General features: G+C 67.6%; 26 protein-coding genes. 10 read left to right on the top strand and 16 right to left on the bottom strand.

The genetic code is table 11. From position 1 onward, the window contains the following. Positions 1 to 102: 102 nt before the first annotated feature. Positions 103 to 1,335, top strand: coding sequence for a methyltransferase, FxLD system (fxlM, locus tag LR394_RS07170; RefSeq protein ID WP_231439756.1), 1,233 nt, complete (start codon positions 103 to 105; stop codon positions 1,333 to 1,335). Positions 1,336 to 1,427: 92 nt separating this feature from the next. On the opposite strand, the gene LR394_RS07165 is transcribed toward fxlM, so the two are convergent. After that, positions 1,428 to 2,327, bottom strand: a complete 900-nt coding sequence (locus tag LR394_RS07165) for an AraC family transcriptional regulator (protein ID WP_231439754.1) — start codon at positions 2,325 to 2,327, stop codon at positions 1,428 to 1,430. A 138-nt stretch (positions 2,328 to 2,465) separates the two neighbouring features. Next, on the bottom strand, positions 2,466 to 2,852 hold the full coding sequence (locus LR394_RS07160; RefSeq protein ID WP_231439752.1) for a VOC family protein: 387 nt from the start codon (positions 2,850 to 2,852) through the stop codon (positions 2,466 to 2,468). Between the two features lie 94 nt (positions 2,853 to 2,946). Between LR394_RS07160 and LR394_RS07155 the strand changes: the two genes are divergently transcribed. Continuing rightward, complete coding sequence (locus LR394_RS07155) at positions 2,947 to 3,393, top strand: pyridoxamine 5'-phosphate oxidase family protein (protein WP_231439750.1); 447 nt, start codon at positions 2,947 to 2,949, stop codon at positions 3,391 to 3,393. Between the two features lie 141 nt (positions 3,394 to 3,534). Then, positions 3,535 to 4,494 carry a hypothetical protein gene (locus LR394_RS07150; RefSeq protein ID WP_231439747.1) on the top strand — a complete coding sequence of 320 codons (960 nt, stop codon included), beginning with the start codon at positions 3,535 to 3,537 and terminating at the stop codon, positions 4,492 to 4,494. Position 4,495: 1 nt separating this feature from the next. On the opposite strand, the gene LR394_RS07145 is transcribed toward LR394_RS07150, so the two are convergent. Further along, the gene (locus LR394_RS07145; protein WP_231439745.1) at positions 4,496 to 6,031 is read right to left on the bottom strand and encodes an FAD-dependent monooxygenase; all 1,536 of its coding nucleotides are present in this window, start codon (positions 6,029 to 6,031) and stop codon (positions 4,496 to 4,498) included. Positions 6,032 to 6,295: 264 nt separating this feature from the next. Here LR394_RS07145 and LR394_RS07140 point away from each other — a divergent pair, with 264 nt between their 5' ends. The 4 genes from LR394_RS07140 (at position 6,296) to LR394_RS07125 (ending at position 9,075) form a co-directional block, all read left to right on the top strand. Then, entirely contained in the window at positions 6,296 to 7,315 is a 1,020-nt protein-coding gene (locus LR394_RS07140) for an LLM class flavin-dependent oxidoreductase (RefSeq protein WP_231439743.1), read from the top strand. A 142-nt stretch (positions 7,316 to 7,457) separates the two neighbouring features. Next, positions 7,458 to 7,967: a hypothetical protein gene (locus LR394_RS07135; protein WP_231439741.1), complete on the top strand. Its 510-nt coding sequence runs from the start codon at positions 7,458 to 7,460 to the stop codon at positions 7,965 to 7,967. An 83-nt stretch (positions 7,968 to 8,050) separates the two neighbouring features. Beyond that, a complete protein-coding gene (locus LR394_RS07130; RefSeq protein ID WP_231439739.1) occupies positions 8,051 to 8,533 on the top strand; it encodes an RNA polymerase sigma factor in 483 nt (160 codons plus the stop codon). After that, complete coding sequence (locus LR394_RS07125) at positions 8,530 to 9,075, top strand: hypothetical protein (RefSeq protein ID WP_231439737.1); 546 nt, start codon at positions 8,530 to 8,532, stop codon at positions 9,073 to 9,075. The genes LR394_RS07130 and LR394_RS07125 overlap by 4 nt, the downstream gene beginning before the upstream one ends. A gap of 4 nt (positions 9,076 to 9,079) precedes the next feature. Here LR394_RS07125 and LR394_RS07120 read toward each other — a convergent pair whose 3' ends face one another. Further along, positions 9,080 to 9,703 (bottom strand): TetR/AcrR family transcriptional regulator, encoded by a 624-nt coding sequence (locus tag LR394_RS07120; RefSeq protein WP_231439735.1) that lies wholly within the window; start codon positions 9,701 to 9,703, stop codon positions 9,080 to 9,082. Between the two features lie 132 nt (positions 9,704 to 9,835). On the opposite strand from LR394_RS07120, the gene LR394_RS07115 reads away from it, so the two are divergent. Beyond that, positions 9,836 to 10,609, top strand: coding sequence for an SDR family NAD(P)-dependent oxidoreductase (locus LR394_RS07115; protein ID WP_231439733.1), 774 nt, complete (start codon positions 9,836 to 9,838; stop codon positions 10,607 to 10,609). A gap of 5 nt (positions 10,610 to 10,614) precedes the next feature. Here LR394_RS07115 and LR394_RS07110 read toward each other — a convergent pair whose 3' ends face one another. Genes LR394_RS07110 through LR394_RS07095 form a run of 4 tightly spaced genes read right to left on the bottom strand, consistent with a single transcriptional unit; the run spans position 10,615 to position 16,082 of the window. Continuing rightward, positions 10,615 to 11,415: an HpcH/HpaI aldolase/citrate lyase family protein gene (locus LR394_RS07110; RefSeq protein WP_231439731.1), complete on the bottom strand. Its 801-nt coding sequence runs from the start codon at positions 11,413 to 11,415 to the stop codon at positions 10,615 to 10,617. After that, positions 11,412 to 12,563: an acyl-CoA dehydrogenase family protein gene (locus LR394_RS07105; RefSeq protein ID WP_231439729.1), complete on the bottom strand. Its 1,152-nt coding sequence runs from the start codon at positions 12,561 to 12,563 to the stop codon at positions 11,412 to 11,414. The genes LR394_RS07110 and LR394_RS07105 overlap by 4 nt, the downstream gene beginning before the upstream one ends. Then, on the bottom strand, positions 12,563 to 14,494 hold the full coding sequence (locus LR394_RS07100; RefSeq protein WP_231439727.1) for an acetyl-CoA carboxylase biotin carboxylase subunit: 1,932 nt from the start codon (positions 14,492 to 14,494) through the stop codon (positions 12,563 to 12,565). The genes LR394_RS07105 and LR394_RS07100 overlap by 1 nt, the downstream gene beginning before the upstream one ends. 7 nt (positions 14,495 to 14,501) lie before the next feature. Further along, positions 14,502 to 16,082 (bottom strand): carboxyl transferase domain-containing protein, encoded by a 1,581-nt coding sequence (locus LR394_RS07095; protein ID WP_269328776.1) that lies wholly within the window; start codon positions 16,080 to 16,082, stop codon positions 14,502 to 14,504. Between the two features lie 78 nt (positions 16,083 to 16,160). Between LR394_RS07095 and LR394_RS07090 the strand changes: the two genes are divergently transcribed. Further along, on the top strand, positions 16,161 to 16,760 hold the full coding sequence (locus tag LR394_RS07090; protein ID WP_231439725.1) for a TetR/AcrR family transcriptional regulator: 600 nt from the start codon (positions 16,161 to 16,163) through the stop codon (positions 16,758 to 16,760). Here LR394_RS07090 and LR394_RS07085 read toward each other — a convergent pair. Both LR394_RS07085 and LR394_RS07080 read right to left on the bottom strand, forming a co-directional pair. Next, the gene (locus LR394_RS07085) at positions 16,738 to 17,625 is read right to left on the bottom strand and encodes an alpha/beta hydrolase (protein WP_231439723.1); all 888 of its coding nucleotides are present in this window, start codon (positions 17,623 to 17,625) and stop codon (positions 16,738 to 16,740) included. The two genes, LR394_RS07090 and LR394_RS07085, sit on opposite strands and share 23 nt — an antisense overlap. A 47-nt stretch (positions 17,626 to 17,672) precedes the next feature. Then, complete coding sequence (locus LR394_RS07080; protein ID WP_231439721.1) at positions 17,673 to 18,491, bottom strand: hypothetical protein; 819 nt, start codon at positions 18,489 to 18,491, stop codon at positions 17,673 to 17,675. Positions 18,492 to 18,738: 247 nt separating this feature from the next. Here LR394_RS07080 and LR394_RS07075 point away from each other — a divergent pair, with 247 nt between their 5' ends. Beyond that, entirely contained in the window at positions 18,739 to 19,587 is an 849-nt protein-coding gene (locus LR394_RS07075; RefSeq protein WP_231439719.1) for a helix-turn-helix transcriptional regulator, read from the top strand. A 74-nt stretch (positions 19,588 to 19,661) separates the two neighbouring features. Here LR394_RS07075 and LR394_RS07070 read toward each other — a convergent pair whose 3' ends face one another. The 6 genes from LR394_RS07070 to LR394_RS07045 form a co-directional block, all read right to left on the bottom strand. Beyond that, on the bottom strand, positions 19,662 to 20,552 hold the full coding sequence (locus tag LR394_RS07070) for a hypothetical protein (RefSeq protein ID WP_231439717.1): 891 nt from the start codon (positions 20,550 to 20,552) through the stop codon (positions 19,662 to 19,664). 197 nt (positions 20,553 to 20,749) lie between these two features. Beyond that, positions 20,750 to 21,646, bottom strand: coding sequence for a calcium-binding protein (locus LR394_RS07065; RefSeq protein WP_231439715.1), 897 nt, complete (start codon positions 21,644 to 21,646; stop codon positions 20,750 to 20,752). Positions 21,647 to 21,743: 97 nt separating this feature from the next. Further along, positions 21,744 to 22,379 (bottom strand): RICIN domain-containing protein, encoded by a 636-nt coding sequence (locus LR394_RS07060; RefSeq protein WP_231439713.1) that lies wholly within the window; start codon positions 22,377 to 22,379, stop codon positions 21,744 to 21,746. Between the two features lie 66 nt (positions 22,380 to 22,445). Next, a complete protein-coding gene (locus LR394_RS07055) occupies positions 22,446 to 23,243 on the bottom strand; it encodes an RICIN domain-containing protein (protein WP_231439711.1) in 798 nt (265 codons plus the stop codon). 41 nt (positions 23,244 to 23,284) lie between these two features. Next, positions 23,285 to 24,037: an RICIN domain-containing protein gene (locus LR394_RS07050; protein WP_231439709.1), complete on the bottom strand. Its 753-nt coding sequence runs from the start codon at positions 24,035 to 24,037 to the stop codon at positions 23,285 to 23,287. Between the two features lie 213 nt (positions 24,038 to 24,250). After that, positions 24,251 to 24,775: a hypothetical protein gene (locus LR394_RS07045; RefSeq protein WP_231439707.1), complete on the bottom strand. Its 525-nt coding sequence runs from the start codon at positions 24,773 to 24,775 to the stop codon at positions 24,251 to 24,253. Positions 24,776 to 25,075: the final 300 nt, after the last annotated feature.

The following is a 25,075-nucleotide window of genomic DNA, read 5'->3' as shown; positions in this document are numbered from 1 at the left end:
CTGATCCAGGACGTGGCCTGGGTACTGCTGCCTACTTGTCGGTCGATGGGCATAGTTCTGCCAGACCGCATTACCGCGGCAACACCGGGGGAGGGGCTGGACGTGAAGCAGGGGGAGGCCGAAGGCTTTCGGGACACGATGATCGCCCGGATAGCCGAGCGGAACGAGCCGTTGGGTCTGAGCCTGCTGCCCGAAGTACGCGAGGCCGTCCGAACGGTCCCACGGCATCTGTTCACCGAGGGGGCGTCGCTGGATGACTCCTACGGGGACCGGGCGGTCGTCACCAACCGGGACGAGCGCGGGGTCTCGATCAGTTCGGTCTCGGCACCGTGGTTGCAGGCTGCGATGATCGGGCAGGCCCGCCTGTCGGCCGGTGATCGCGTGCTGGAGATCGGCAGCGGCGGGTACAACGCGGCGCTGATCCGGGAAGTTGTCGGTGCCGGTGGATCGGTCACCTCGATCGACATCGACCCAGCCGTCACTGAGCGGGCGGACCGGTGCCTGGCCGCCGCCGGCTACACCGACATCGAAGTGATCTGCGCAGACGCCGAGCACGCCATCCCGGGCCGGAGATTCGACGCGATCATCGTGACGGTCGGAGCCTGGGATGTCAGCCCGGCCTGGCTGAGCATGCTGGCCGATCACGGCAGGCTGGTGGTGCCGATCCGGACGATGGGGTTGACCCGGTCATGGGCCTTGGAACGCGATGCTGGGTCGCTGAGGAGCACCAGCCACATTTCCTGCGGGTTCGTGGCGATGCGGGGCGAGGGAGCGAACCGAGGGCACAGCGTGCCTCTCCAGGAGGAGCCCCGGGTCGGGCTGTGGTGCGACGAGGGCCAGGAAGTGGACGCCGATGCTCTGGCCGGAGTGCTCGGGCAGCCTCGTGACGAGCAATGGACCGGGATCACGGTTGCGCCGGCCGAGCAGTACAGCAACCAAGACCTGTGGCTGGCCACTCGAGGGAAGACCTACTGTCAGATCACCGCCACCCAGGAAGCCTTGGATGCTGGAGTGGTGGACCTGAAGTGGCAATACGGCCAGCCGGCATTCGTGGACGGCGGCACGCTCGCCTACCGGCCCCGGACTCGGCCGGTCGACGAGGCCAGGACCCGCTACGAGTTCGGTGTTTTCGCCCACGGCCCGGAGAGTGCGCGGGCCGGGCAGGTGCTGGCGGACGAGATCGCTTCGTGGGACCGCGCCGGCCGCCCGAACCCCGTCTTGTCGGTCCACCCTCTGAACGCCCCGGACGCTTCGCTTCCCGAAGGTTTTGTCCTCTCCAAAAAGCATCACCGGCTGGTGATCTCCTGGCTGCCACCGGAATCGTCAGGCCGTTAATGGATGTGCAGAGGGCGTGGGATCCCATGACTGTTCGGCGACCCGGCGGAAGTTGTTGACGGTGAACGCTGTCCGGAGGATCACTCAGTTGCTCACCGGGCGGGCTGGATGATCTGCGTTTCCCAGGTGGCCGGGTCGGGGTGATCGCCGGGGTCGGTCAGGTATGTCTCCCAGGGTGCGCCGTCCGCGGTCAACCCCTCCTCACGCATCCACTTCCCGATCTGCTGGTGGGACTCGGGCAGAGTGTCGTAGGGGCCGCGATGGATGGTCGTCACCGCCCGGCCGGCTGGGATGACCAGCGCGTCGATCTCGTCGGGCAGTTGCGTCGAAGGTGGCCCGGCGAGGGTGATGCCGCCCTCGATCACGAGCGAGCCCATCCCGATTTCCGGATAACGGGCGAACGGTGGCCCGGCGATCGCCAGACCGTGCTGCTGGGCGTAGCCGAACACCACCGGCAGGGTCTCGGCCAGCGCTGTCGCTATCTCGTCGCGGGTGATCCGGCGGCGCATGACCAGGGCGTGGGTGACGGGCAGTTCGATGACCGAGATCTCCGATGGCACAACGGTGTTCCTCTCAGTGAGACTGATCCGGTAGAGGCTTACGCAGGGCGCCGCCCGGTTCACGGCCCGCGCGTTGAGGTCGGCCGCCTGCCGGCCGCTCACGTGCAGTCCGCGGGCGCGGTAGCTCTGCGGGCTCCGGCCCAGATGATGGGTGAAGGCCCTGGTGAAGACCTCGTGACTGCCGAACCCGTGGTCGAGCGCGATGGCTGATACCCGGCGGTCGTTGGCCGCCAGTTCGCCGGCCGCGCGGGCCAGGCGCACCCGCATGATGTAGGCCTTCGGGGTCTGCCCGGTCAACTGCCGGAGACGACGATGAAGGTCGAAACGCGATCGGTGCGCCCACTTCGCCAGCGTTGTCAGGCGCACGTCCTCATGGAGCCGCGAGTTGACGACGGCGAGGAGCTGCAGCAGCTCCCGGGTTCGGGACGGCACAGCTGGAAGGTACCAACCGATCTCACTCGGCGTTTGACGATTCTTGCGCAGAGTAATCCGGCGCATCGGCGGTGCTGGCCGACCGCACCGTCCCGGTGGGCTACAGAGAAAAGCCCAGGGCGCCCCTTGGCCGGGCGATCAGTGGTGCCGGATTCCGGCAGCGTCGGCCGGGGTGGTGAGGACGCAGAACTCGTTGCCTTCGGGGTCGGACAGAACGGCCCAGCCTGCATCGGCGGTGCGCCGGTCGTCGAACATCGAGGCCCCCATCTGCAGGAGGCGAGTCACCTCCTCGTCCCGGCTGCGATCGACCGGCCGCAGGCACATGTGCATGCGGTTCTTGACCGTCTTGTCCTCCGGCACCCGCAGGAAGATCATCACCCGACCGGCCGGGCCGATCAGCGCCACCTCGTCCTCGTCGGAGTCCTCCTCGTCGAGAACGAAGTCGTCGACCACCCGGGCCCACCACTCGGCCTGGGCCTTCGGGTCGTGGGCGTCGATGCAGAAGTTCGCGGTTCGCAAAGTCATGTTCGGCACCCTGGCAGAAACCGTCTTCGAGGATCAACGGAGAAAAGGGCCTTCGACTCTACGAAAATGAGCGCGGCGGGGGTTCGCTTCGGGCATGAGCACTGTCGAAGCTGACTTGACCAGGTCCGTTCGGGAACGCACCGAGCGGATCAAGCCGGAGGAATGCTGGGAACTTCTGGCCCGGGAAGGTTTCGGAAGGCTCGCTCTGGCTGTCGCCGACGGGGTCGACATCGTTCCCCTGAACTTCGTGGTGGACCGCCGGAGCATCGTGCTGCGGACCGCCGAAGGGTCCAAGCTCACGGAGATGAGCCGCAGCAGCGCCGTTGCCCTGGAGATCGACGATCGTGATCCGGTGAGCGGCGTCGCCTGGAGCGTGGTGGCCAAAGGGCGTCCGCGGATTCTTACCGCGGAGGACGAGGTGGCGGCGGTCGAGGCACTCGGAGTTCGCACCTGGTCGGGTACGTCGAAGAAGATGCGTTACGTGCGGATCGAGATCAGCGAGGTGACCGGGCGCCGGTTCCACGGCATCCCAACGGCATAGGGCCGGCGCGATCGGAGCCAGGAGGTCCGGGGTGGCAATCGGCTGAAGAGCTCGGCCCGGGCTGCAAGCGCTCAAGATTGCCGCCGATGGGGAGACCGAGTCCGGGAGTAGCCGGGAACCTCGAGGCGGGGAAGACCCTCCATGAAGCAGAGTCATGCGCTGATCACCGCTACGGGCCTGCTCGGTGCCCTCAGTCTGACCGGTGTCCCGGCTGCACAAGCCGGGACGGCCGGTGCTTCCATCGATCTGAGTATTCCTGAGCGGGTCGTCGCATCCGGAGTGACCGGTTGTTCCGCAGTGCCGGTGGCCGTGAACGTGCAAGGTACGGATGCCGACTCGATCGTCGAATGGCAGGCGCTGATCGACACTTCCCCCGAGAACTCGACCGAACAGGGCCGTCTGAGCTGGTCGGCCGACAACGCCGATGAGAACACCGTACAGACGGCCGAACTGTCCTTCTGCAAGACGGGAACCTTCACAAGCACGGCTTCGGCCCGCGTTGTCCACAGCGACGGAACTGTGGAGGAGACCCTCACCTCGGCACCCGCTCAGTACACCATTCTGCCCGCGCCCAGACCGAAGCTCACGATCACCGCACCCGCGAAAGTCGTCGTCGGCAAGCCTTTCGAAGTAACCGTCTGCCCGACCTTCGACGGTGATACCCGCAACGGGGTGGATGTCCGTCTCGACATAACGGGCAGCGTCGATGAGGGCTCCTCGGAAAGACAGAAGACGTCGGACGCCATCCTTTGTCTGTATGCGAAAACGGTCTTCACCGAGAAGCAGCGCATTTCCCTTCGGGCCTGGACCAGTCCGACGCAGAAATACCGGGCTGCGGCCACGGTCCGGGCATCCGTCTCGATCGTTGAACCATCGTGCGTCACCCGCGGCGAGTACAAGAAGCTGAAGAAGGGCTGGAGCCGCAAGAAGGTCGAGAAGACGCTCGGCGTCAAGGGAACTCTGCATGAGCCACCCTTCCGGAACAAGGGGAAGACTTACACCACCCGTGACTACCGGACCTGCGAGGCCACCGGCTGGGACATCGTTCAAATTAGCTACGTCAACGGCAAAGTCAGCGAGAAGCGAGCCGGGCCGATCTAAATTACGGCACAGCGTCAAGCACCTCGTGGGCCTTCAGGGCCGACCGCAGCGACGCCTGATCCACCACGCCGCCCGACACCGGTAGCGAGGCCGCCACGAACCCGTCCGGACGGATGAGATACACGCGGTCTGGCCGCAAACGTCCGTTGGTGTCGGGCTCAAAGGCGTGCGGCCCAGTGATCCAACCCGGGACGTCCGGCCGGGCTGCCGGGGTCCCGTAAGTGTGGAGCTGCCAGCTGAAAGACCTCAGAGCAGAATCGGCTTCCGGGGAGGGTGGCAGGCGCAGTCCGACGAGCGAGTCGTCGGCCCACGACGGTGCGAGCGCCTTCTTCGGGACGAAGTGGTAGCGGATGCGGTACTGGCCGAGCATTCCGGCTACTGCGGCGCCGGTTGCAGTGGTCAGGAGGCGGGGTGCCGCGAAGGCCATGAGACGTCCGCCACGGCGCCGCAGCCATGCGGTGCTGGAGCCGCGGCGGGCGATGACGCCGAAGGCGCGGTCGGTGACTCTGACCAGTCGTACTGCTACCGGCCGACGTTCGCGCTCGTAGCGGTCCAGGGCTGCGGGGGAGACGTGCTGATCCGCGACGTCAGCGAGCAGGTTGGCGAGCTTGTGGGCGTCTTGAAGGCCGGTGTTCATGCCTTGCCCGCCGACGGGGGAGTGCACGTGGGCTGCGTCTCCGGCCAGAAAGGTTGCGCCCTGGCGGAAATGGGTGGCGACGCGGTGGTGCACCCGGTACTTGGAGAACCAGTCGACCTTGTCCCAGGTCAATCCCAGGTCGGAATGGACGTTGGCCAGAACGGTTTCCTGGTCTGCAATTTCGTCGTTCACCATGGTGATCAGGCGGGCATGGCCGTCGGGGCCGAGGGGGAACAGGACCGCGAACGTGGTTTGCCCCAGTCGCATGGCCAGCGAGCGGTCGGGGATCCCGGTGACGCCGCGTAGATCGGCCACGCAGAACATGGCGTTGTCGGTGACGCCTTCGAAGGGCACGTTCAGCTGGCGCCGTACGCTCGAGGCGGCGCCGTCCGCGCCGATGCACCAGCGGGCCTGAATCCGGGCGAGTCCGTCGGGGCTCTCGACCAGCGCCACGACCCCTTGATCGGGCCCGTCCGAGCGCAGATCCAGGAGCCGGTGCTGCCAGCGCACGCCGGCGTCCCTTTCGGTCAGCGCATCAAGCAGGAGGTTCTCGTTGCGGCTCTGCTCGAAGATCTGCAGTCCGGGAAAGCGAGTCCAGTCCCGCTGGGCCGCGGCCACGTCGAAGCCCTGAGGGTTCAGGTCGGGCCGGATCTGCATGCGGGTGGCCGGGTAGGCGCCGTCGAGCACCCGCTCGGCCAGCCCCAGCTGGTCGTAGATCTCCATGGTCCGGGCCTGGACCGCCAAGGCCCGCGATTCCCGGGTAGGACCGGACTTGTGGTCGATGACCAGCGCCGGTACCCTGCGGCGGGCCAGCACCAGCCCGGCCATCAGACCGGTAGGCCCCGCCCCGACCACCAGCACCTGCGTCTGCGTGAGCGGCAGATCGTCCAGCCTCGGCATCCTCGTCCCCCTTCACCCGGTGACCAGCACAGCACCTGACCTCGGCCCAGCGCCAGAGCGTGGGCTACAAAAGCCGCGGGGCCGGTGCCTTGGGGAAGTAGGCACCGGCCCCGCGGGGTTCAGGCCTCGAGGGGCCTACCTGGGCGAGTGTGCCAGGTCAGTGGCGAGTACCTGGCCCGGAACCTGGGCCGTGTCCTGCGGCAGATCTCCTTCGCCGACTGACTGCCGGGATGAAAAACGGTCCCCGAATCCTTGGGGACGGGTATGAAGAAGATCGGTTTCCTCTCCTTCGGCCACTGGTCGGACTCTCCCCATTCGCAGACCCGTACGGCCGCCGACACGCTTCTTCAGTCGATCGAGCTCGCCGTCGCGGCCGAGGAGGTCGGGGCGGACGGCGCCTACTTCCGCGTGCACCACTTCGCCTCGCAGCTCGGCTCGCCGTTCCCGCTCCTGGCCGCGGCCGGGGCCCGGACCAGCCGGATCGAGCTGGGCACCGGCGTCATCGACATGCGTTACGAGAACCCGCTGTACATGGCCGAGGACGCGGGGGCGGCCGACCTGATCTCGGGCGGCCGCCTGCAGCTGGGCGTCAGCCGGGGATCGCCCGAGCAGGTCATCGACGGCTACCGGTACTTCGGGTACGAGCCGCAGGGTGATCCGGACGGGGCGAACCTGGCCCGTGAGCACACCCGGCGCTTCCTCGAGGTGATCGAGGGCACCGGCTTCGCGAACCCCAACCCACGCCCGATGTTCCCGAATCCGCCCGGTCTGCTGCGGATCGAGCCGCACTCGCCGGGCCTGTCGGACCGGATCTGGTGGGGCGCCGGAAGCCGGGCCACCGCCGAATGGACGGCCCAGCAGGGGATGAACCTGATGAGCTCGACCCTGCTGACCGAGGACACCGGAGTGCCGTTCCACCAGCTCCAGGCCGAGCAGATCCAGCGCTTCCGCGACGCCTGGAAGGCCGCCGGTCACTCCCGCGAGCCCCGCGTCTCGGTCAGCCGCAGCATCTTCCCGATCGTCAGCGACCAGGATCGGGCCTACTTCGGCTCCGCCCGCGGCGGCCAGGACCAGGTCGGCTACATCGACGGCGGCGTAGCCCGGTTCGGCAAGACCTACGCCGGTGAACCCGAGCAGTTGATCAAGGAGCTGGCCGACGACGAGGCGATCGCCGCGGCCGACACCCTGCTGCTGACGATCCCGAACCAGCTCGGCGTGGACTACAACGCCCACCTGCTGGAAACGGTCGTCCAGCAACTGGCCCCGGAGCTCGGCTGGCGGTAGCTCCTCGCCGCAACGGTGGCAGTCGGCGCGCTGGTGGAAAGCTCACCGCCGCCGACTGCCAGCTTTTGTGGCGCAGCTGAAAGGTCACCGCCTCGTCCGGACATATGAGGGTGACAGCAGCACCCGAACCGAAGAGGCCGCCATGAAGTCCGCACTGCTCGCCAGTACCCTGCTCCTCGGCCTGGCCCTGACCGCCTGCGGCGATGACCAGACCACCGAGGCCGGCCCCACCACCCCGAGCAGCACCGCTACTCCGAGCGCGACCGCTCCGGCCAGCAAGCCCAGTGCTTCGACCGCCCCCGCAGCCACACCGGAGGAGTCCGGCACCACCCTGACCTTCTCCGGCGCATCCGCCCGGTGCATGCGCCCGATCGACCAGAAGTACCTCAAGAGCGCCGACCTGGCCTTCGAGGGCAAGGTCGCATCAACAACGGACGGAACGGTCACCATCCGGGTCACCCGCACCTTCCAGGGGGAGCCGGGGAAGGTCGTGCGCATGCAGTCCCACGAGGGGACGTCCGTGGCGGTGAGCTTCGCCAAGGGCGAGAACTACCTGATCACCGCGAGCGACGGCGAGATCGCGGACTGCCTGAGCGGATCGACGCGGGACACGTCGCTGCGGGAGAGCTACGACCAGGCGTTCGGCCAGTAGCCAACGGGTGAAAGGATCCGGGTGCGGCCGGACACAGGGGAGTTGTGGAAGCACTGACACGTGAGGCGCGGTTCGAGGGCCTGGTGGCCCCGCTGATCGAGCCGTTGCGCCGCTACCTGGCGCGGCGTACCGATGCGGCGACCGCTGAGGACGTGCTGGCCGAGACCTTGCTGGTGTGCTGGCGCCGGCTCGAGGAAATCCCGGCCGAGCCGCTGCCCTGGGCTTACGGTGTCGCCCGCAACTGCCTGGCCAATGCCGAGCGCTCGCGGTACCGGCACGAGCGACTGCTGGGCCGGATCGCCCGACTTGACCCGCCGCGTCCGCAAGCAGTGATGGCGAACGAGACCGATGCGTCCCCGATGGTGAGCGCTGCCCTGAATCAACTGCGGCAGCAGGATGCCGAACTGCTGCGGCTGTGGGCCTGGGAAGAGCTGGCGCCCGCCGAGATCGCCGAAGTACTGGCAATTTCGGTGAATGCAGCGACCGTCCGGCTGCATCGTGCCCGCGAAAAACTCAAATCAGTCATGGAATCCAGAGATGCCAGAACCGAGAGGAGGCAGCCGTGAACGACGACGACCTACGAGACCAGTTGCGCCGCGCTGATCCGGCCGCCTCACTGCCGCCCTTGCCCGGCGCGGAGATCTCGGCCCTTCTCGGTCGGGCGACCACAGCGCCAACCCGGCGAAGCGTCTGGAAGCCGGCCGCCGCGTCCATACTTCTTGCTGCTGCCGCGGCCGGTGTCTTCGTCGGCCTGAGAGGAAGCGACCCCGTTGTTGTTCGGGTCGGTGCCGGTCCGGAGATGATGGCCAAGTGCGCGCCGCCCACCGCCGAAGGCTTGCTCGAGGCCGAATTGGTGGTGGAGGCAACGGTTCAGAAAATTGAGGACGGGGTGGTCACCCTCGCGGTCAGTCGCACTTTCGCGGGGTCTGAAGTTGATCGGGTAGAGGTCGCGCAGACCGACGGCGCTTCCGAAGTCATGCTCGGCGGTACCGGTTTCGAGTCCGGGGCCGGCTATCTGGTGGCGATCGAAGACGGTGTGGTCAAGGGTTGTGGTTACAGCGGTTTGGCATCTCCAGAGTTGAGAGGTCTTTACGAAGAAACTTTCTGAGCGGCTAGTTGTCAGCGGCGTACCGCGCGACGGCGGTGCGGACTGCTTCGTTTACCACTTCGGTCGCTCGTTCGGCGCTGACGTTCCACTCGGGAAGCAGAAGCCGGGGCCAGAAGAGGTAGTTCGAGATCATGCCCAGGAACTGGGTGGCCGCGAGTTCGGCGTCCTCCACGTGGGCCGTGCCGGCCGCGTGCTCGGCGAGGAAGTAGCGGTGGACGGACGCGAAGTAGGGCATCTTTCCCTGCGAGAACTGCGCTCCGGCCAGCTCGGGGAAGCGCGGCAGTTCGGCGATGACGATCCGGAACAGGTTGGCCATCTCCGGGCGCCCGAGCAGTTCGGCGTAGCGCAGGCCGATCGCGGTGAGTCCGGCGCTCAGATCGCCGGCGGCCGGTGGCTCGTCGTTCTCGCTGGTGGACCAGGATTCGCTGATCATGGCGTCGAAAAGAGCTGCCTTGGTGGGGAACTGCTTGAAGAGAGTGGCCCGGGAGACGCCTGAGCGCTCGGCGATCCGGGCCAGCGAGGTTCGGTCGTAGCCCAGTTCCAGGAAGAGCGCGGTGGCTGCGTCCATGATCAGCGCGCGCTTCTCCTCGGCGACGCGCTGATGGTAGGGCGACAGGGAGGGACTCATGCCCCCAGCGTACTGAGGTGAGTGGCTTGACTCGCCTCTCCGTCGCGCCTACCTTCGTGATGAGTGGTGAGCCAATCGACTCACCTCTGGATCCGGCCTGGACCAGGCCAGGACACGATCGAAGGACAGCCGATGAGCCGCTTCACCGACCAGACCGTGCTCGTGACCGGAGGCAGTGGTGGTCAGGGGGCCAGCCACGTCCGGGCCTTCCACGCCGAGGGCGCGAACGTGGTGATCGCCGGAATCGATGTCGAACGAGGTCTCGCGCTGGCCCAGGAGCTGGGCGAGCGGGCCCGGTTCGTCCGTCTCGACGTCACCGACCAGGCCGCCTGGCAGGCGGCCGTCGCGGATGCGCAGGACGCTTTCGGGGGCTTGAACGTCCTGGTGAACAACGCCGGGGTGCAGAATCCGCCGGCTCCGATCGAGGACACCGAAAAGGCCCGGTGGGACAATATCCTCGAGGTCAACCTCACCGGGACCTTCCTGGGAATCCAGTCGGCGACGCCGGCGCTTCGTCGGGCGGGTGGCGGGTCCATCGTCAATATCGCCTCGACGATGGGGCTGGGCGGCACTGCGTTCTATGCGCCGTACGTCGCCAGCAAATGGGCCGTGCGGGGTCTCACCCAGACCGCTGCTCTCGAACTGGGGCGAGACCGCATTCGCGTCAACACCATCCACCCCGGCGTGATCGCGACGCCGTTCATCACCGAACCGGCGGCTGGAGCGGCGGCCCCGATCGCCGACTTCTACTCACCCGACCCGTTCGCCATCCCGAGGCTGGGAGAGCCGGCCGACGTCACCCGTCTTCTGCTCTTCCTGGCCTCGGCGGACGCATCTTTCATCACCGGGTCGGAGTACGTGATCGACGGCGGCCTGCTGCTCGGCCCGGCTCTGCAGCCCGCCTGAGCCGATCAGGCGCGGGCGATGATGCGCTCGGCCTGGCGGAAGATCGGGCCGTCCACCATCTGCCCCTCGAAGGTGAACACCCCCTGGTTGTCCGCGGCAGCCTGCAGTAGCTCGCGGGCCCAGCGCACTTGCTCGGGGGAAGGTTGGTAGGCCTCGCGGATCACGGCGACCTGGCTGGGATGGATCGCCGCGGTCCCGTCGAAACCAGAAGCCGCTGCGTCCGTGCATTCCTGGCGCAGACCGTCGAGATCGGCGATGTTCATGTGCACGGCATCCACGGCCAGTCGGTGGTATGCCTTGGCGGCCATCAGCGTCCGGGCCCGGCTGTAGCGGGCTATGTCGCGGTACCGGCTGTCGGGGTGCCGGCTGGACGTCCCACCGAGCCCGGCGACCAGGTCGTCAGCACCCCACATGGCCCCGATGACGTTTTCGCTCTGGACCAGGTCTGCGACTCGTTCCACGCCGAGCGGGCTCTCCACCAGAACGATGACCTGGTACCGTCGTAAAGCCTCTAAAGAAGAAGATGTTTCGGCCTTGGGCAGCATCAGGTACTGGACTCCCAGGCGCGGCAGGAGGGCCAGATCCTGCTGGTGCTCGGCGGTGGTGGTGCCGTTGATCCGCAGTACCGCGCGGGACCAGTCCACGTCGGCATTCGCCAGGGACTCTCGGGCTGAGGCTTTGCGGTGCGGGGCCACGGCGTCTTCCAGGTCGAGAATGACGACGTCGGCGCGTTCGAGGGCCTTGGCGTAGCGTTCGGGCCGGTCGGCCGGGCAGAACAACCAGGCCGGGCCCCAGGCCGGGGTCACAGGCCTAGTTCCCGGGCGATCAGCAGCAGCTGCACTTCGGTGGTGCCCTCGCCGATCTCGAGGATCTTGGAGTCGCGGTAGTGCCGGGCCACCGGGTACTCGTCCATGAATCCGTAGCCGCCGAAGACCTGGGTGGCGTCGCGGGCATTGTCCATCGCGGCCTCGCTGGAGACGAGTTTGGCCACTGCGGCCTGCTTCTTGAACGGCTTGCCGGCCAGCATCAGCGCGGCTGCGTGGTAATAGGACTGACGGGCCGCGTGGGCCCGCGCTTCCATCCGGGCGATGCGGAACGCCACGGCCTGGTGGGCACCGATCGGGCGGCCGAATGCCTCGCGTTCCCTGGCGTAGCGCACGCTTTCGTCCACACAGCCCTGGGCCGCACCGACCGCCAGCGCCGAGATCGCGATCCGGCCCTCGTCCAGAATCTGCAGGAAGGCAGCGTAGCCCCGGCCCAGTTCACCGAGCAGGTTCCCGGCCGGCACCCGAACGTCCTGAAAGGTCAGCGGGTGAGTGTCGGAGGCGTTCCAGCCGACCTTGCGGTAGGCCGGTTCGACGCTCAGGCCAGGCGTGCCGGACGGGACGAGGAACGAGGAGATCTGGGGGCGGCCGTCGATCCGGCCGGTGACCGCGGTGGCGGTGATCAGCGCGGTGATGTCGGTGCCGGAGTTGGTGATGAACTGCTTGCTGCCGTTGATCACCCACTCGTCCCCCTCGCGCACCGCCCGGGTCCGGGTGCCGCCGGCGTCGCTGCCCGCACCCGGCTCGGTCAGGCCGAAGGCGCCCAGGCTGCGTCCGCTGGTCAGGCGGGGCAGCCACTCCTGCTTCTGGGCCTCGGTGCCGAACCGGAACACCGGCATGGCGCCCAGCGAAACCCCGGCCTCCAGGGTGATCGCGACGCTCTGGTCGACCTTTCCGAGTTCCTCCAGCGCCAGGCAGAGGGCGAAGTAGTCGCCGCCCATGCCGCCGTACTCCTCGGGGAACGGCAGGCCGAACAGGCCCATCGCGGCCATCCCGGCCACCACCTCGTACGGGAAGGTGTGAGCGGCATCGTGCTCGGCGGCCACCGGGGCGACCACCTCTCGCGCGAACTGCCGGACCGTCCTGATCAGCTGGGTGTACTCGTCGGGCAGTTCCGCGGCCAGGCTCATCACCGGTCTCCTTCCTGCAGGCGGGCCAGAAGCTGGTCCAGTTCCACCTGATCGCCGGGCTTCACCTGCAGCTCCACCACGCCGTCGACCGGCGCGGCCAGGACGTGCTCCATCTTCATCGCCTCCACGGCCAGCAACGGTGTGCCTTGGCGGACCGGCTGCCCTTCCTCGGCCAGGACCGCCACCACGGTCCCCGGCATCGGGCTCCTCACCACTGCCGAGGCCGCGTCCTCAGCGGTGGTTCGCTCGGCCCGGGCGGGCCGCACCAGATGGTCGGCGCCGTCGATGTGGACCCAGAACGGGTCGTCCCCAGCCACCACGAAAGCCAGCCGGCGCCCGTCCACAATTAATGCGTCTTCATCGACCACCAGGTGATAGCGCGAAGCCCTGATCTCGGCCGACGCATCGGAAAGGTTTCCGCTGAGCGACACCTTGACCGCCTCCGCGTAGCGAAAGCACGAGGCGGCGTGATCACCCAGCCGCCAGCCGTCCGGACGGCTCCACAGGTCGGTAGCGGCTTCCCAGCGGGCCCGCCATTGCGCCGCGGCGACGGCCAGGTAGGCAAGGTCGGGCACTGCGGGCTGCTGGTAGCCGGAGGCCACCTGGTCCAGCAAACCGGTGTCGAGACGTCCTTTGCGGACTTCCGGAACGGCCAGCAGGTGACGTAGGAAAGCCAGATTGGTGACGACGCCCAGGACGGAGGTCTCGCCGAGAGCCCGGTCCAGGCGGGACAGGGCGCTGGCTCGATCCGGACCGTGGGCAATCACTTTGGCCAGCATCGGGTCGTAGTCCGAGCCGATCACCGCGCCGTTGCGCAGGCCGCTGTCGATCCTTTCCCCGCGCGGCTCGGCGAGGGCCAGGACCTGACCGCCGGTGGGCAGGAACTCGCGCCCGGGATCCTCCGCGTAGACCCGGGCTTCCACCGCGTGCCCGTCCAGCCGGATCTCCTCCTGGGCGAAGCCGAGCGGCTCCCCGGAGGCCACTCTCAGCTGCCACTCGACCAGGTCCAGGCCGGTGACCAGTTCGGTGACCGGGTGTTCGACCTGCAGCCGGGTGTTCATCTCCATGAAGAAGAACTCCTCGGGCCGGTCGGCCGAGACGATGAACTCGACCGTGCCCGCCCCGGCGTAGGTCACGCTGCGAGCGGTGTCGCAGGCGGCGGCGCCGATCCGGTTACGGGTCTGGGGGTCGAGCAGGGGTGAGGGGGCTTCTTCCACCACCTTCTGGTGGCGGCGCTGCAGGCTGCACTCGCGCTCGCCCAGGTGCACCACGTTGCCGTGCTGGTCGGCGAGCACCTGGACCTCGATGTGCCGCGGGCTGCTGACGAAACGTTCGAGGAAGAGCGCGTCGTCACCGAAGGAGGTGGCGGCCTCACGCCGGGCGCTGATCACTGCGGCGGCCAGGTCTTCCGGGCGATCCACCAACCGCATGCCCTTGCCACCGCCTCCAGCCGAGGGCTTGACCAGGACGGGGTAGCCGATGCCGGTGGCCGCCGCGATCAGGTCCTCATCGCTCAGGCCCGGCTCGGCGATCCCCGGCACCACCGGGACACCGTGGGCCGTGACGGTGTTCTTGGCCGTGATTTTGTCGCCCATGGTCTGGATCGCCTGGGCTGGTGGGCCGATGAACACCACCCCGGCCACCTCGAGGGCCGTTGCGAATGCAGGGTTCTCGGACAGGAAGCCGTAGCCGGGATGAACCGCCTGGGCGCCCGTGGTCAGGCAGGCCTCGACCAGGCGCTCGATCGAAAGGTAGCTGTCGCGGGCCGGGGCAGGGCCGAGCCGGAATGCCTCGTCGGCCTCGCGGACGTGGCGGGCCTGGGCGTCGGCGTCGCTGTAAACGGCTACCGAACGGACATTCAGCCGCCGCAGGGTGCGGATGACGCGTACTGCGATCTCGCCGCGGTTGGCCACCAGGACGGTATCGAACATCAGCACCTCACATCCGGAAGACGCCGTAGGAGACGTCCTCGAGCGGAGCCTGAGCGCAGACCGCCAGCGCCAGCCCGAGCACCGTGCGGGTCTCGGCCGGATCGATGATCCCGTCGTCCCAGAGCCGGGCGGTGGAGTAGTAGGCGTTGCCGCGTTCCTCGTACTGCCGGCGGATCGGCGCTTTGAAGGTTTCGGCCTCCTGCTGCGACCACGGGGTTCCGGCTGCGTCCAGCTGGCCTGCGCGGACCGTGGCGAGCACGGAGGCAGCCTGTTCACCGCCCATCACCGAGATCCGCGCGTTCGGCCACATCCACAGGAACCGGGGTGAGTAGGCTCGTCCGCACATCGAGTAGTTCCCGGCGCCGTACGAGCCGCCGATCACCACGGTCAGTTTCGGCACCCGGGCGCAGGCGACCGCGGTGACCATCTTGGCGCCGTGCTTGGCGATCCCGCCGGCCTCGTACGCCTGCCCGACCATGAAACCGGTGATGTTCTGCAGGAACAGCAGGGGGATCCGGCGCTGGTCGCACAGCTCGATGAAATGCGCTCCCTTGAGCGCTGATTCACCGAAGAGCACGCCGTTGTTGGCCACGATCCCGACCGGATGGCCGTGGATCCGGGCGAACGTGGTGACCAGGGTGGTGCCGTACTCGGCCTTGAACTCCTGCGCCGAGCCCGCGTCGACCAGACAGGCGATCACGTCGTGGACGTCGTAGGGGGTGCGGGTGTCCACCGGGACCACGTCGTACAGGTCATGCACAGCACGAGCCGGTTGCATCGGTTCTCGGACATCCCACGGCTGAGGGCTTTTGGGTCCGAGACCGGCGACGATTCCCCGCACGATGTCCAAGGCGTGCTCGTCGTCCTCGGCCAGATGATCCACCACCCCGGACTTGCGGGCATGGACGAGCCCGCCGCCCAGGTCCTCGGCGCTGACCACCTCGCCGGTGGCAGCCTTCACCAGGGGTGGACCGCCCAGGAAGATCGTGCCCTGGCCCCGGACGATCACCGTCTCGTCGCTCATCGCCGGTACGTAGGCGCCGCCGGCGGTGCACGAGCCCAGGACCGCGGCGATCTGCGGAATGCCGCGAGCACTCATCGTGGCCTGGTTGAAGAAGATCCGGCCGAAGTGCTCGCGGTCGGGGAAGACCTCGTCCTGCATCGGCAGAAAAGCACCGCCCGAATCCACCAGGTAGACGCACGGCAGCCGGTTCTGCAGCGCCACCTCCTGCGCCCGCAGATGCTTCTTGACCGTGATCGGGTAGTAGGTGCCGCCCTTGACCGTGGCGTCGTTGGCCACGACGACGCACTCGCGGCCACTGATCCGGCCGATCCCGGTCACCAGTCCGGCCCCGGGCACCGCGTCGTCGTACATGCCTTCAGCCGCCAGCGGGGAGAGCTCCAGGAAAGGGCTGCCGGGATCGAGCAAGCGCTCCACCCGGTCGCGGGGGAGCAGCTTGCCCCGGTCCAGGTGCCGCTGCCGCGCGGCCGGGGTGCCTCCCAGCGCTCGCAGCCGTAGCCGTTCGCGCAACTGCGCCACCAGCTCGCGGTGCCCAGCCGGCTGAACCTGAATCTGCGTGGTCGTCATCGACCTCACTCTTTGAGTTAGTCATCACTAACCCAAACTAAGTTAATCGTCGTTCACTGAAACGTCTAGACTGCGGCGGTGAGCGATTCTCCGGCGACCGCCCGCCAGCAGCTGAAGGCTGACCGACGGGAAGCCCTTCTGGGCGCCGCCAAGCTGCTCATCGCCCAGCACGGTTATGCGGGGGTTCGGCTGAACGACATCGGCGGGGCGGCCGGGGTCAGTGGCCCGGCGGTCTACCGGCACTTCGCCAGCAAGAACGCAGTTCTGGCCGAGCTCCTGGTGGGGATCAGCCACCGCCTGCTCGAGGGTGGCCGCCGGATCCAGCAGGAGAACGAGTCGGCCCAGGATGCGCTGAGGGCCCTGGTTTCCTGGCAGCTCGAGTTCGCCCTGACCGAGCCGGAGCTGATCCTGATCTTCGACCGTGACCGGTTTCAGCTGGAACCGGGCGATCTGCGTGAGGTGCGCAAGTCTCAGCGGGCCTACGTGGAGGTCTGGGTGGACGTGATCGGCCGGGCCGTGCCGTCGGGCCGCGAGGACGACGACCGCACCCGGGCGCACGCGGTGATCGGCCTGATCAACTCCACGCCGCGGATCCCAGGGCAGTTGCCCGCCGCCGATGTCCGCCGCATCCTCACCGAGATGGCGCTCGGGTCGCTCATCCGTTCTCGTACAGGCTGAGGTAGAGGTCAGCGATCCGCCCAGCGTTCTCCAGCAGGACATCCGGCGCTACGACGTCGTGGACGAGACCGGCTTCCGGCGGGAACTCGTGCACCTGAGCCTTGACCCCGCTGGCCTCGGCGAGCCGGCTGGAGATCTCGAGGGCGCAGGCCCGGTCGATGAACTCGTCCAGGGCCGAGTAGGCAACGCCCACGCTCAGCAGTCCGGGGTTGAGCAGGCCCGTGGGCTGGTTGGCCATCACCCGCAGGTACTGGGCCACGCCGTGCAGGGTGTAGCCGGTGTTCGGGACGGGCCGGTCGGGCAGCATCCGCAGGCCGAACAGCACGGTCAGGGCCCGCACCGACCACGGCGGCACCTGCGCGGGATGCGGTGCGAAGAAGGGGGCCAGCAACAGCAGACGGCTGACGGACTCCGGCCGGTACGCGCTCAGCCAGGTCGCCAGTGCGCCACCTCCGGAGAATCCGATGATCCCGACCTCGTCGCCCAGCCCGGCCGCCACACTCAGCGCTTCGTCTGCGTAGCGGACCAGACCGGCAGCCGAGAGCGGGCGTGCTCCCTCGCGCAGGCCGTGGTTCGGTTCCCGCGGCGCGTAGACGTTGTACCCGCGCTCATGGAAGTACGTGATCAGATGCTCGAAGGAATGCGGAGAACCGGCATATCCATGCAGCATCAACACCGCCTTGCCGGTCCGGCCCGCGTGCAGCAACAGCCGGGTGCGGCCTGAAGGATCCACCCGCGGGTCTTCCTGATCTCGCTGAACTGAACGCTCACCCGCCAGTTGGGCCTCGGGGAAGGACAGCTGGGGAGCAGCGGAACGTCGCAGTCGGCGGCTGCGCAGGGGGAGATCCAGGATCCGGTTGGTCACTTGATATCTACGTGCAGGCCCTCGGCGAAGGTTCACACCCGGCGCGATCAGGCCTGCGAAACGGTCTCGGGAGAGCAGGTGTTCAGGCTGGAGGCCTGGTCCAGCCCAGCCCGGGCATACGCTTTGGTGGAGAACTGGCCGACGATCTCCTTCTCACCGTTCTCCGCGGTCCGCCCGTCCTTGCTGACGTCGATCACCGTCTGCTCCAGCAGCCAGGGCTTCGTGCCCCCGTCCTTGCTCTTGGTCAGGGCCAGACCCACCAGATCCACCACGTCCTCACCGTTGGCGCACCCGTACCCGGTGTCCGGAGCGTTGAATCCCAGATCGAACGTGTACTGCTCGCCCTGCACGTTCTTCGTCTCGACCAGGGTGCAGTCGGAGAACGCCGAAACGTAAGCCTGACGGCCGTTCTCCATCAAGACCTTGGCGCCGCTGCTCAGAGTCTGGGCGAAAACCGTGATCTCCGGCCCGCCAGCATTGCTGACCTTCAGCGAAACGACTGCACCGCTGGCGGTTTCGACGCCCTTGCGACCGTCCCCGACCCAGATAGTGTCCGGCTTCCCATCGCCGTCCAGGTCGAACGTCTTCTTGGTCGCCGCACCGCTCGGAACCTTCTCGTTCGTGGCTGCACATCCTCCGCCGGCTTCGGTGGTGGGTTCACTGGTACTACCAGAGGACGTGGTGCTCGCCGGCGCACTCGTCTCACCCGCCGTCGCTGGTGGGCTACTTGGTGTCTCTGAGCTGCCCGGTACCGGCGCGGCCGTTCCGTTCGACACCGTCGGCGACTCGCCACCGCAGGCCGATGCCAGGACAGCCACCGCCATGAAGGTTGCGGCCAGGGCGGAACGGTTCTGGCTGCTGCGCATGATTCGACTCCCTCGGATCCTGGAACGTGTAGCCCCACCGGCTTAGCACTTCGTGGCACCGAGCGCCTCTTGGTAGTACTGCTGGGACCAGGCTGAGGGGTACTTTGTCAGCGCACCGACTTCCCGCTCTCCTCCTCGCTGCAGATGTCGCAGCGGGTCATCGACGACTATGCCGCCAGCTGGGTGCCCCTGCCAGTATCACCTTCGGCCTGTTCGCAGACCGTGGTCGGGAGCCATACTTCCGAGCATGAGCGACGGCACCCTGCGTGAGTTCCTGACCTCCCGGCGGGCGGCCATCACCCCTGACATGGCCGGACTGCCGGCCGCGACGGCGACCCGTCGGGTGCCGGGCCTGCGCCGCGAAGAGGTGGCGATCCTGGCCGGCGTCAGCGTGGAGTACTACATCAAGCTCGAGCAGGGTCGGGCGAGCAACATTTCGGAACCGGTGCTGCACGCGATCGAGCAGGCTCTGCAACTCGACGACATCGAACGCCGGCATCTGCGGACGCTGGTGCGGGCCTCGCAGCGCGGCGCCTCCGGTTCGGCGGCCCGTCCGAAGGCGCGTCCGGCGGTTCTGGCGATGGTGGACGCCATGTCGGTCCCGGCGATGGTGCACGGGCCGTTGCTCGAGGTGCTGGGGATGAATGCGGTGGCCCGTGTGCTCTTCGACGACTTCTCGGCCATGCCGGTGGGACACCGCAATCTCGCGCGGTGGATGTTCCTGAACCCGCGAGCCCGTGAGGTCTATCTGGACTGGGAGAAGCATGCGGCCGACATGGTCGGGATCCTGCGGGCGGTGCCCGACGGTCCGCGGTCCGAAGCGCTGCAGCGGCTGGTGCAGGAGCTGTCGAGCACGGCGCCGGACTTCGCCCGGCACTGGGCCGACTACCGGATCTTCGAGCACACGCACGGGGTGAAACGCTTCTTCAACGAGACGGTCGGGGAACTCAAGGTCAACTTCGAGACGCTGCCGCTGCCGGGCGATGAGGGGCAGAACCTCATCGTCTACTCGGCGGACGTGGGCTCGCCTTCGGCCGAGAAGCTGCAGCTGCTCGGCAATTGGGCGGCCTCGCCGAAATCGACGCAACCGCGGTAGACGTCCGCACGAGGCTGAGCCGGTCCGGAACCGGCCCTGCCCATGTTCCGGACCATGGGCAGGGCGCCGGGCTTCTACTGAGAGATCTTCCAGGATCCGCCGGCCGGGTTGCCCTGCGGGTCGAAGCTCCCGGTGTTGGTGACCTTGAAGACGACGGTGTTCTTGCCGGTCTTCAGGGTCACCGGTGCCGAGAACGACGTGGTCCAGTTGTCACCGCTCAGCACCTCGGTCCCGTTGAGCTGGGCCGAGAAGACGTCGTCGGCCCAGCCGTCCAGCATCGCCGGTTGCTTCGCCTGCTCGGCGGTCACGGTGAAAGTCTTGGTGAACGTCACCACGTTCTGGTTGTTCTTGACCAGCGAGTGGCTCCAGATCTTGGGAACTCCCAGGAGATCGGGCCAGGTGCCCTCGGTACACGTGCCCGCGGGAGTGGTCTCGACGCAGGCATGGTGGCCCTTGGCCAGATCGGCATGACCGATCTCGCCGTCGTTGCCCATCCAGGAGTCTCCGGGCTGCGATGCCGCCAGCACCTTCTCGGCCAGGGGAGCGGTGACGTAGGTGTGGATCAGCTTGCCGACCACGGCGCCCGAGGAGGTTCTCGCGCAGGCCTGAAGCATGTGGTGCCCGACGCTCAGGTCGACATCCTCGTTGGACCACAACCGGATCCGGTCCCCGCCCTCCTTGCGGTCCTTCAGCGTGGCCTTCCCGACCGACGTCCCATCGGCGAACAGTTCGACGGCGGTGACCTTCTGGCTCCACTTGCCGGTGAGCTTGCCGTGCACGGTCAGCCCGGCTTCGGCGTAATCGGTCTGCTTGTACGCTTTCGGCGACGAGAACTTCACGTAGAGGTTCTCGTTCGCGGCCGAAGAGCACGGCGGGCCGGCTTCGGCCCGGGCCACCTCACTGACCGCGAAGGCTGGCGCGGTGAACAGGACTGCCCCCAGCAGTCCCGCCAAAAGACGTCTCATGGGTCCCCCTCGGTAGGCGACCCGGCCGGGTCGCTGTTGCCGCGATCGTTCCACCGCCGTACTCCGAGGAAGGAGCGGAAACGCTGACGGACGGCCAAGATCCGCTGATGACCTGAACGCCTCCCTCGACCGGCCGCTGGTCAGCCGAGGAAAGCGAAAAGCCCCTTCCGGCCGAATCGGCCGGAAGGGGCCTAAGGTCAGCCCTGCTTCAGGACGTTCTTGCCCTTGCCGCCCTTCAGAACGTCCTTGCCCGGACCGCCGTAGAGCTTGTCGTTACCGGCCTGGCCCAGGAGGGTGTCGTTCCCGGCGCCGCCGTACAGGGTGTCGTTCCCGGACCCGCCCTCGATCCGGTCGGGGCCGCCGTCACCGCGGATCACGTCGTTGCCCGCGCCGCCGTAGAGCCGGTCGTCCGTGGAGCTGCCGAAGATCTTGTCGTTGCCGGCGTCCCCGTGGGCGCTGACGAACCCGCGTCCGAGCCGGATGGTGTCGTTCCCGGCGCCGCCCCGGACCGCGCTGAAGTCGCCGGCCGCCTTGCCGGTGGTGATCGTGTCGTTGCCCTTGCCGCCCTCGACCAGGCTGCCGTCGGCGCTGCCCTTGGAGGTGTACACGTCGTTACCGGCGCCCAGGTGGAAGCGGTCGGCCTCGTACCCGTCCCCGTCGACGTTGACGAACTTGAGCGAGTCGTCCCGGTCGCCCAGCTTGAACGAGGAGATGAAGCCCGGGTCCTGGCCGTGCTCCACCTCCACCGTGCAGCTGACGGCCGTGCGGTCGCCGGACTTGGGGTAGGTGCAGTGGTCCGAGCCGATGGCGATCGGCACCGAGTCGTCGATCAGCCAGGTGTAGGTGGACGTGCCGTACGGGGACTCGTCCTCCGGTACGGGCTTGCCCTCCCGGGTGACGGTCAGGTTGTTCTTCTGGCCGGGGGCGGCCTGGTACGTGAGCTTGCCCTCCGTGAAAGACACCTTGGCCTGCTCGGCCTGGCCCGGGGCGGCACTGGCCGAACCGGAGAAGGCGACCGCGGCCGCTCCCACTGCCGCCACTGAGGCGACGGCAGCCGCCCCGGCCATTACCCGCTGGCTCCTGCTGAGGGTCATCAAGCGTTTCCTTTCGAGATCACTTGCTGAACATGACGCTCGCCGCGCCACGTCGTCGAGCCTGGCAGACCGGCGAGTCCGGCGGAGCGGAAAGTCACTATTTCTCAGGTTTCTCGAACGTCCAGGCCTGAGTTCCGGCGGCTGTGCACTCGGCGAGGACGAGTTCCTGGTCCGGGGCGTGCGTACCCTCGCCTTCGGAGGAGACATCGAGGCAGAGGCCGGAGGCGATGTTTCTCAGCCGAAAACCCGCGCCCAGGGGCAATGTGCGGTCGTACAGCTGGTTGTCTCCTACCCCGGGCCGACATCCGTAGGCGACTACCCGGGTGCCCTCGGGAACCGATCCCGATCCGGGAACGTCCAGGCACAGAACGCTCTTTGCGTTCCTCAGGACGTCACCGGCGTCGAAACTGACTGCTTCGTAGTCCTGGTTGTCGTCATCACCGGGAATGCAGGGGTGCTGGGTGACCGGCGTCCCGGCCTCCGCCGCTTCGTAAAAGGGCAGGTCGATGCACATTTGCGTGGCCAGGTTGCGGATCAGGTGCGGCTCGGACACGGATGGCCGCACCGGCCCGGGCGCCGGTTGCTCGACGTTCGTGTGCAGGGAAGCCGATGGAGGATCCTCCGGGTTCTGCCAGGCGAAGGTGAACGTGAGCACGGCTGCTCCGGTAAGAGTCAGCAGCAAGCCGGATTCCAGGACCTGCACCGGCCGCCGTGCAGGCTTGAGGTCGGGCACCGGCTGCTCCTGAGGGGAAGAGGTTGTCTCTTGCCTCTAGGGATACGGCCCGCGCCGGCCCACGGTTCAATCCGCCTGTGAGCGGAACTGCCAGATCTGGGTAGGTGCGGTGGAGCATTTCGACCAGACGACGGCCCGGCGCCCTTCATCCGGGACGAGAACGTCCAGGCACATCTTCATTTTCGGGTTGAAGAGCTGGACGCCGTCATCCTTGGTCCGGGCCTTCAGGAACTGGTTGTCGGCATCGCTCAGCACGCACGAGTAGATGATCGCGTCCTGGCCGGGGTCGACCGCCCCGGTGCCGGCGGCGTCCACGCACATTCCGGTCCTGACGTTGCGGAGCACGAACTTTCCGCCCACCTGAACCCGCTGATAGTCCTGATTGTCCTTGCTCCCGGGAGTGCAGGGGTGCTGGCCCAGTCTGGTCGCCGGATCCACGACTCCGTAGTAGGGCAGGTCGAGGCAGACGCCGGTGTGCAGATTCCGGACCACGAAGGTTTCCGACGTCGACGTCCTGGCGGCCTTGGGTTCCTTCTTCGCAGGCGGCTGTTCGTCTTCCTCCTTGGGGGTTTCCGGCTCGGTGGTCGCCGTCGGGAGCGTCGTTTCCGGAGCCGGATCGATCTGTTCGACGGGGTCCGACGAGACAGCCTGGCCGGTGGGCTCGGCCGCCTGCATCAGGACTCTGGGCTCGACATCCAGGGTGCTCGAGGACGGGTTGGACAGCAGTGACGCCCGGGTGTCGTTCGGTCTGTCGCCGAGCCAGAGGACGGTCAGCAGGCCCAGCGCGATCCCGCCGGCCACCAGGGCATAGCCGCCCCGGATCAGCAGACTGTCGCGGCGTCGCCGGCCCTCGGCGGTGGACACAGACGGTTCTCCTTCCGAAAGAGAAAGTGGACGAAGCGACCTCAGGAAGGGTCGAAGACCCAGTCCTGAGAACCGGCCGACGAGCACTCGGCCAGGACGAGCGGCAGGTTGAGGTCCTTGCGGTTGCCGCTCTCACGCGATACGTCCAGGCAGAGGCCGGTCTTCACGTGGACCAGCTTGAAACCGTAAGTGCTGGCGGTGGAGCGGTACATCTGGTTGTCTCCCTCGCCCAGCATGCAGGACCAGACCGCCAGCTCGCGCGATGCCGGGATCTCGCTGCCGGAACCGTCCGCGTCGAAGCACAGCCCGCTCTTGACGTTGCGCAGCAGGAATTCCTCGCCGGCCTGCACTCGCTGGAACTCCTGGTTGTCCTCGTCCCGCGTCTCGTTGCAGGTGAACTGCCAGAGCGCAGTGTCCGGTTCGACCGCCCCCCGATGATCCAGATCGACACAGAGCCCGCTGTAGGCGTTCCGGAGAACGAAGGCAGCCGACGAGGTCGGCGTGACGGATGGGGTTGCCGACGGCGATTCGGCCCTGGACTTCTCAAGCATCGGCTCGGTGTCTTCGGAGTCGGCGGCGGCCGGGGCTTTCACCCTCGGCGACAAGGGCTTCTGCGGGGTGGTCTCCTCGGACGTGGTGGGAGCAGCAGTCGTTGGCTCCGAGGAAGGTTCGTTGACGGGTGTCTCGGAAGGTGAGGTGTGCGCCGTCAGTGAGGCCTTGTCGTCCTCCGTGGAGGCGACGTCGTCCCAGCTGAGGGACCAGGCGCCCACTCCGATACCCGCGGCGATCAGCACGGAACCCGCAGTGATCTTTCTGATCCCGGATCTCCTGCCAGGAGCACTTTTCCGCGAGGAGGAGGGGAAAGGCACAGCGAGGACACCTCGGAGACATGCGACGGATCTGAACTGGTCGATACTAGAGAATACGTGCCGAACCCGTTGTGCCCGAAGATGAACTCCTGGTGAAGGCGGGCCGGGAGCGGTCTCACCCCAGCGTCCTTGTACAGGTCAGCGCCACGAAACGGCTCGCCTCGAGGTCAGGTCGGCCGCGGTCACCACACCCTCCGCGATGTCTGTCACCTCGACTGTGACCGAGATCCCCGGGCTGGCGCAGTCCTGGGCCTGCCGGGAGAGCAGGTAGGGCCCGGCGGCGCTCCAGCGGAACCGGGTCGAGTAGGCGCGTCCGTCAGCTTCGCCGCTGACTTCGGAAGCGAATTCCGTGGTCAGCCGGCCCAGGCGAGCGCCCGTCCCGACCGGTTGCCAGGCGCTGAAGGTGCTCGGGACGAAGAGCTGTCGCACCACCGGCAGGAATCGGGTGGCCGGGGCCCACCAGTGCGCCCGCCCGGGTTCGTGCACCACGGCCAGACCGGTGGCCGGATCGCTCAGGATCTCGGTGGGCCGGCCGGCCGACCCCGACGCGGCCACGGTGTGGGCCGCAGCGCCGAGTCCTCGGGCGCCGGTCACGTCGGCCAGAACGTCCTGGGCACTACGACCGTCGTCGTCCTGGATCCGAAAGTGCCTGCCGTCGGTCATGATCCAGATCGTGGCGATGCTGTCAGGAGTGCCGGGCAGGCTGCGGGTGCGACGCAGCCGGGCTCGGACGTTGGGCAGCCGGACGGGCGAATCGGTACGGATGGCTACCTCTCAGGTTCGACCCGGGACGTCACGGCGCCGGGTCCGGTCGGACGAGTGCCCTCATCGTGAGGGACCACCGTCCGTCCTTTTGGACATGGTTCTGCGTCCTTACGGTCTGAACCTTTTGGCGGCCCGGGACGTGACTGAAGTGTGTGGAGATGACATTGGCCAGGCGCGGCGGCCGCACAGTGCAGGCCG

Source organism: Kineosporia babensis (assembly GCF_021129305.1).
GTDB lineage: Bacteria > Actinomycetota > Actinomycetes > Actinomycetales > Kineosporiaceae > Kineosporia > Kineosporia babensis.
This window is presented reverse-complemented; position numbering and strand designations above follow the sequence as displayed.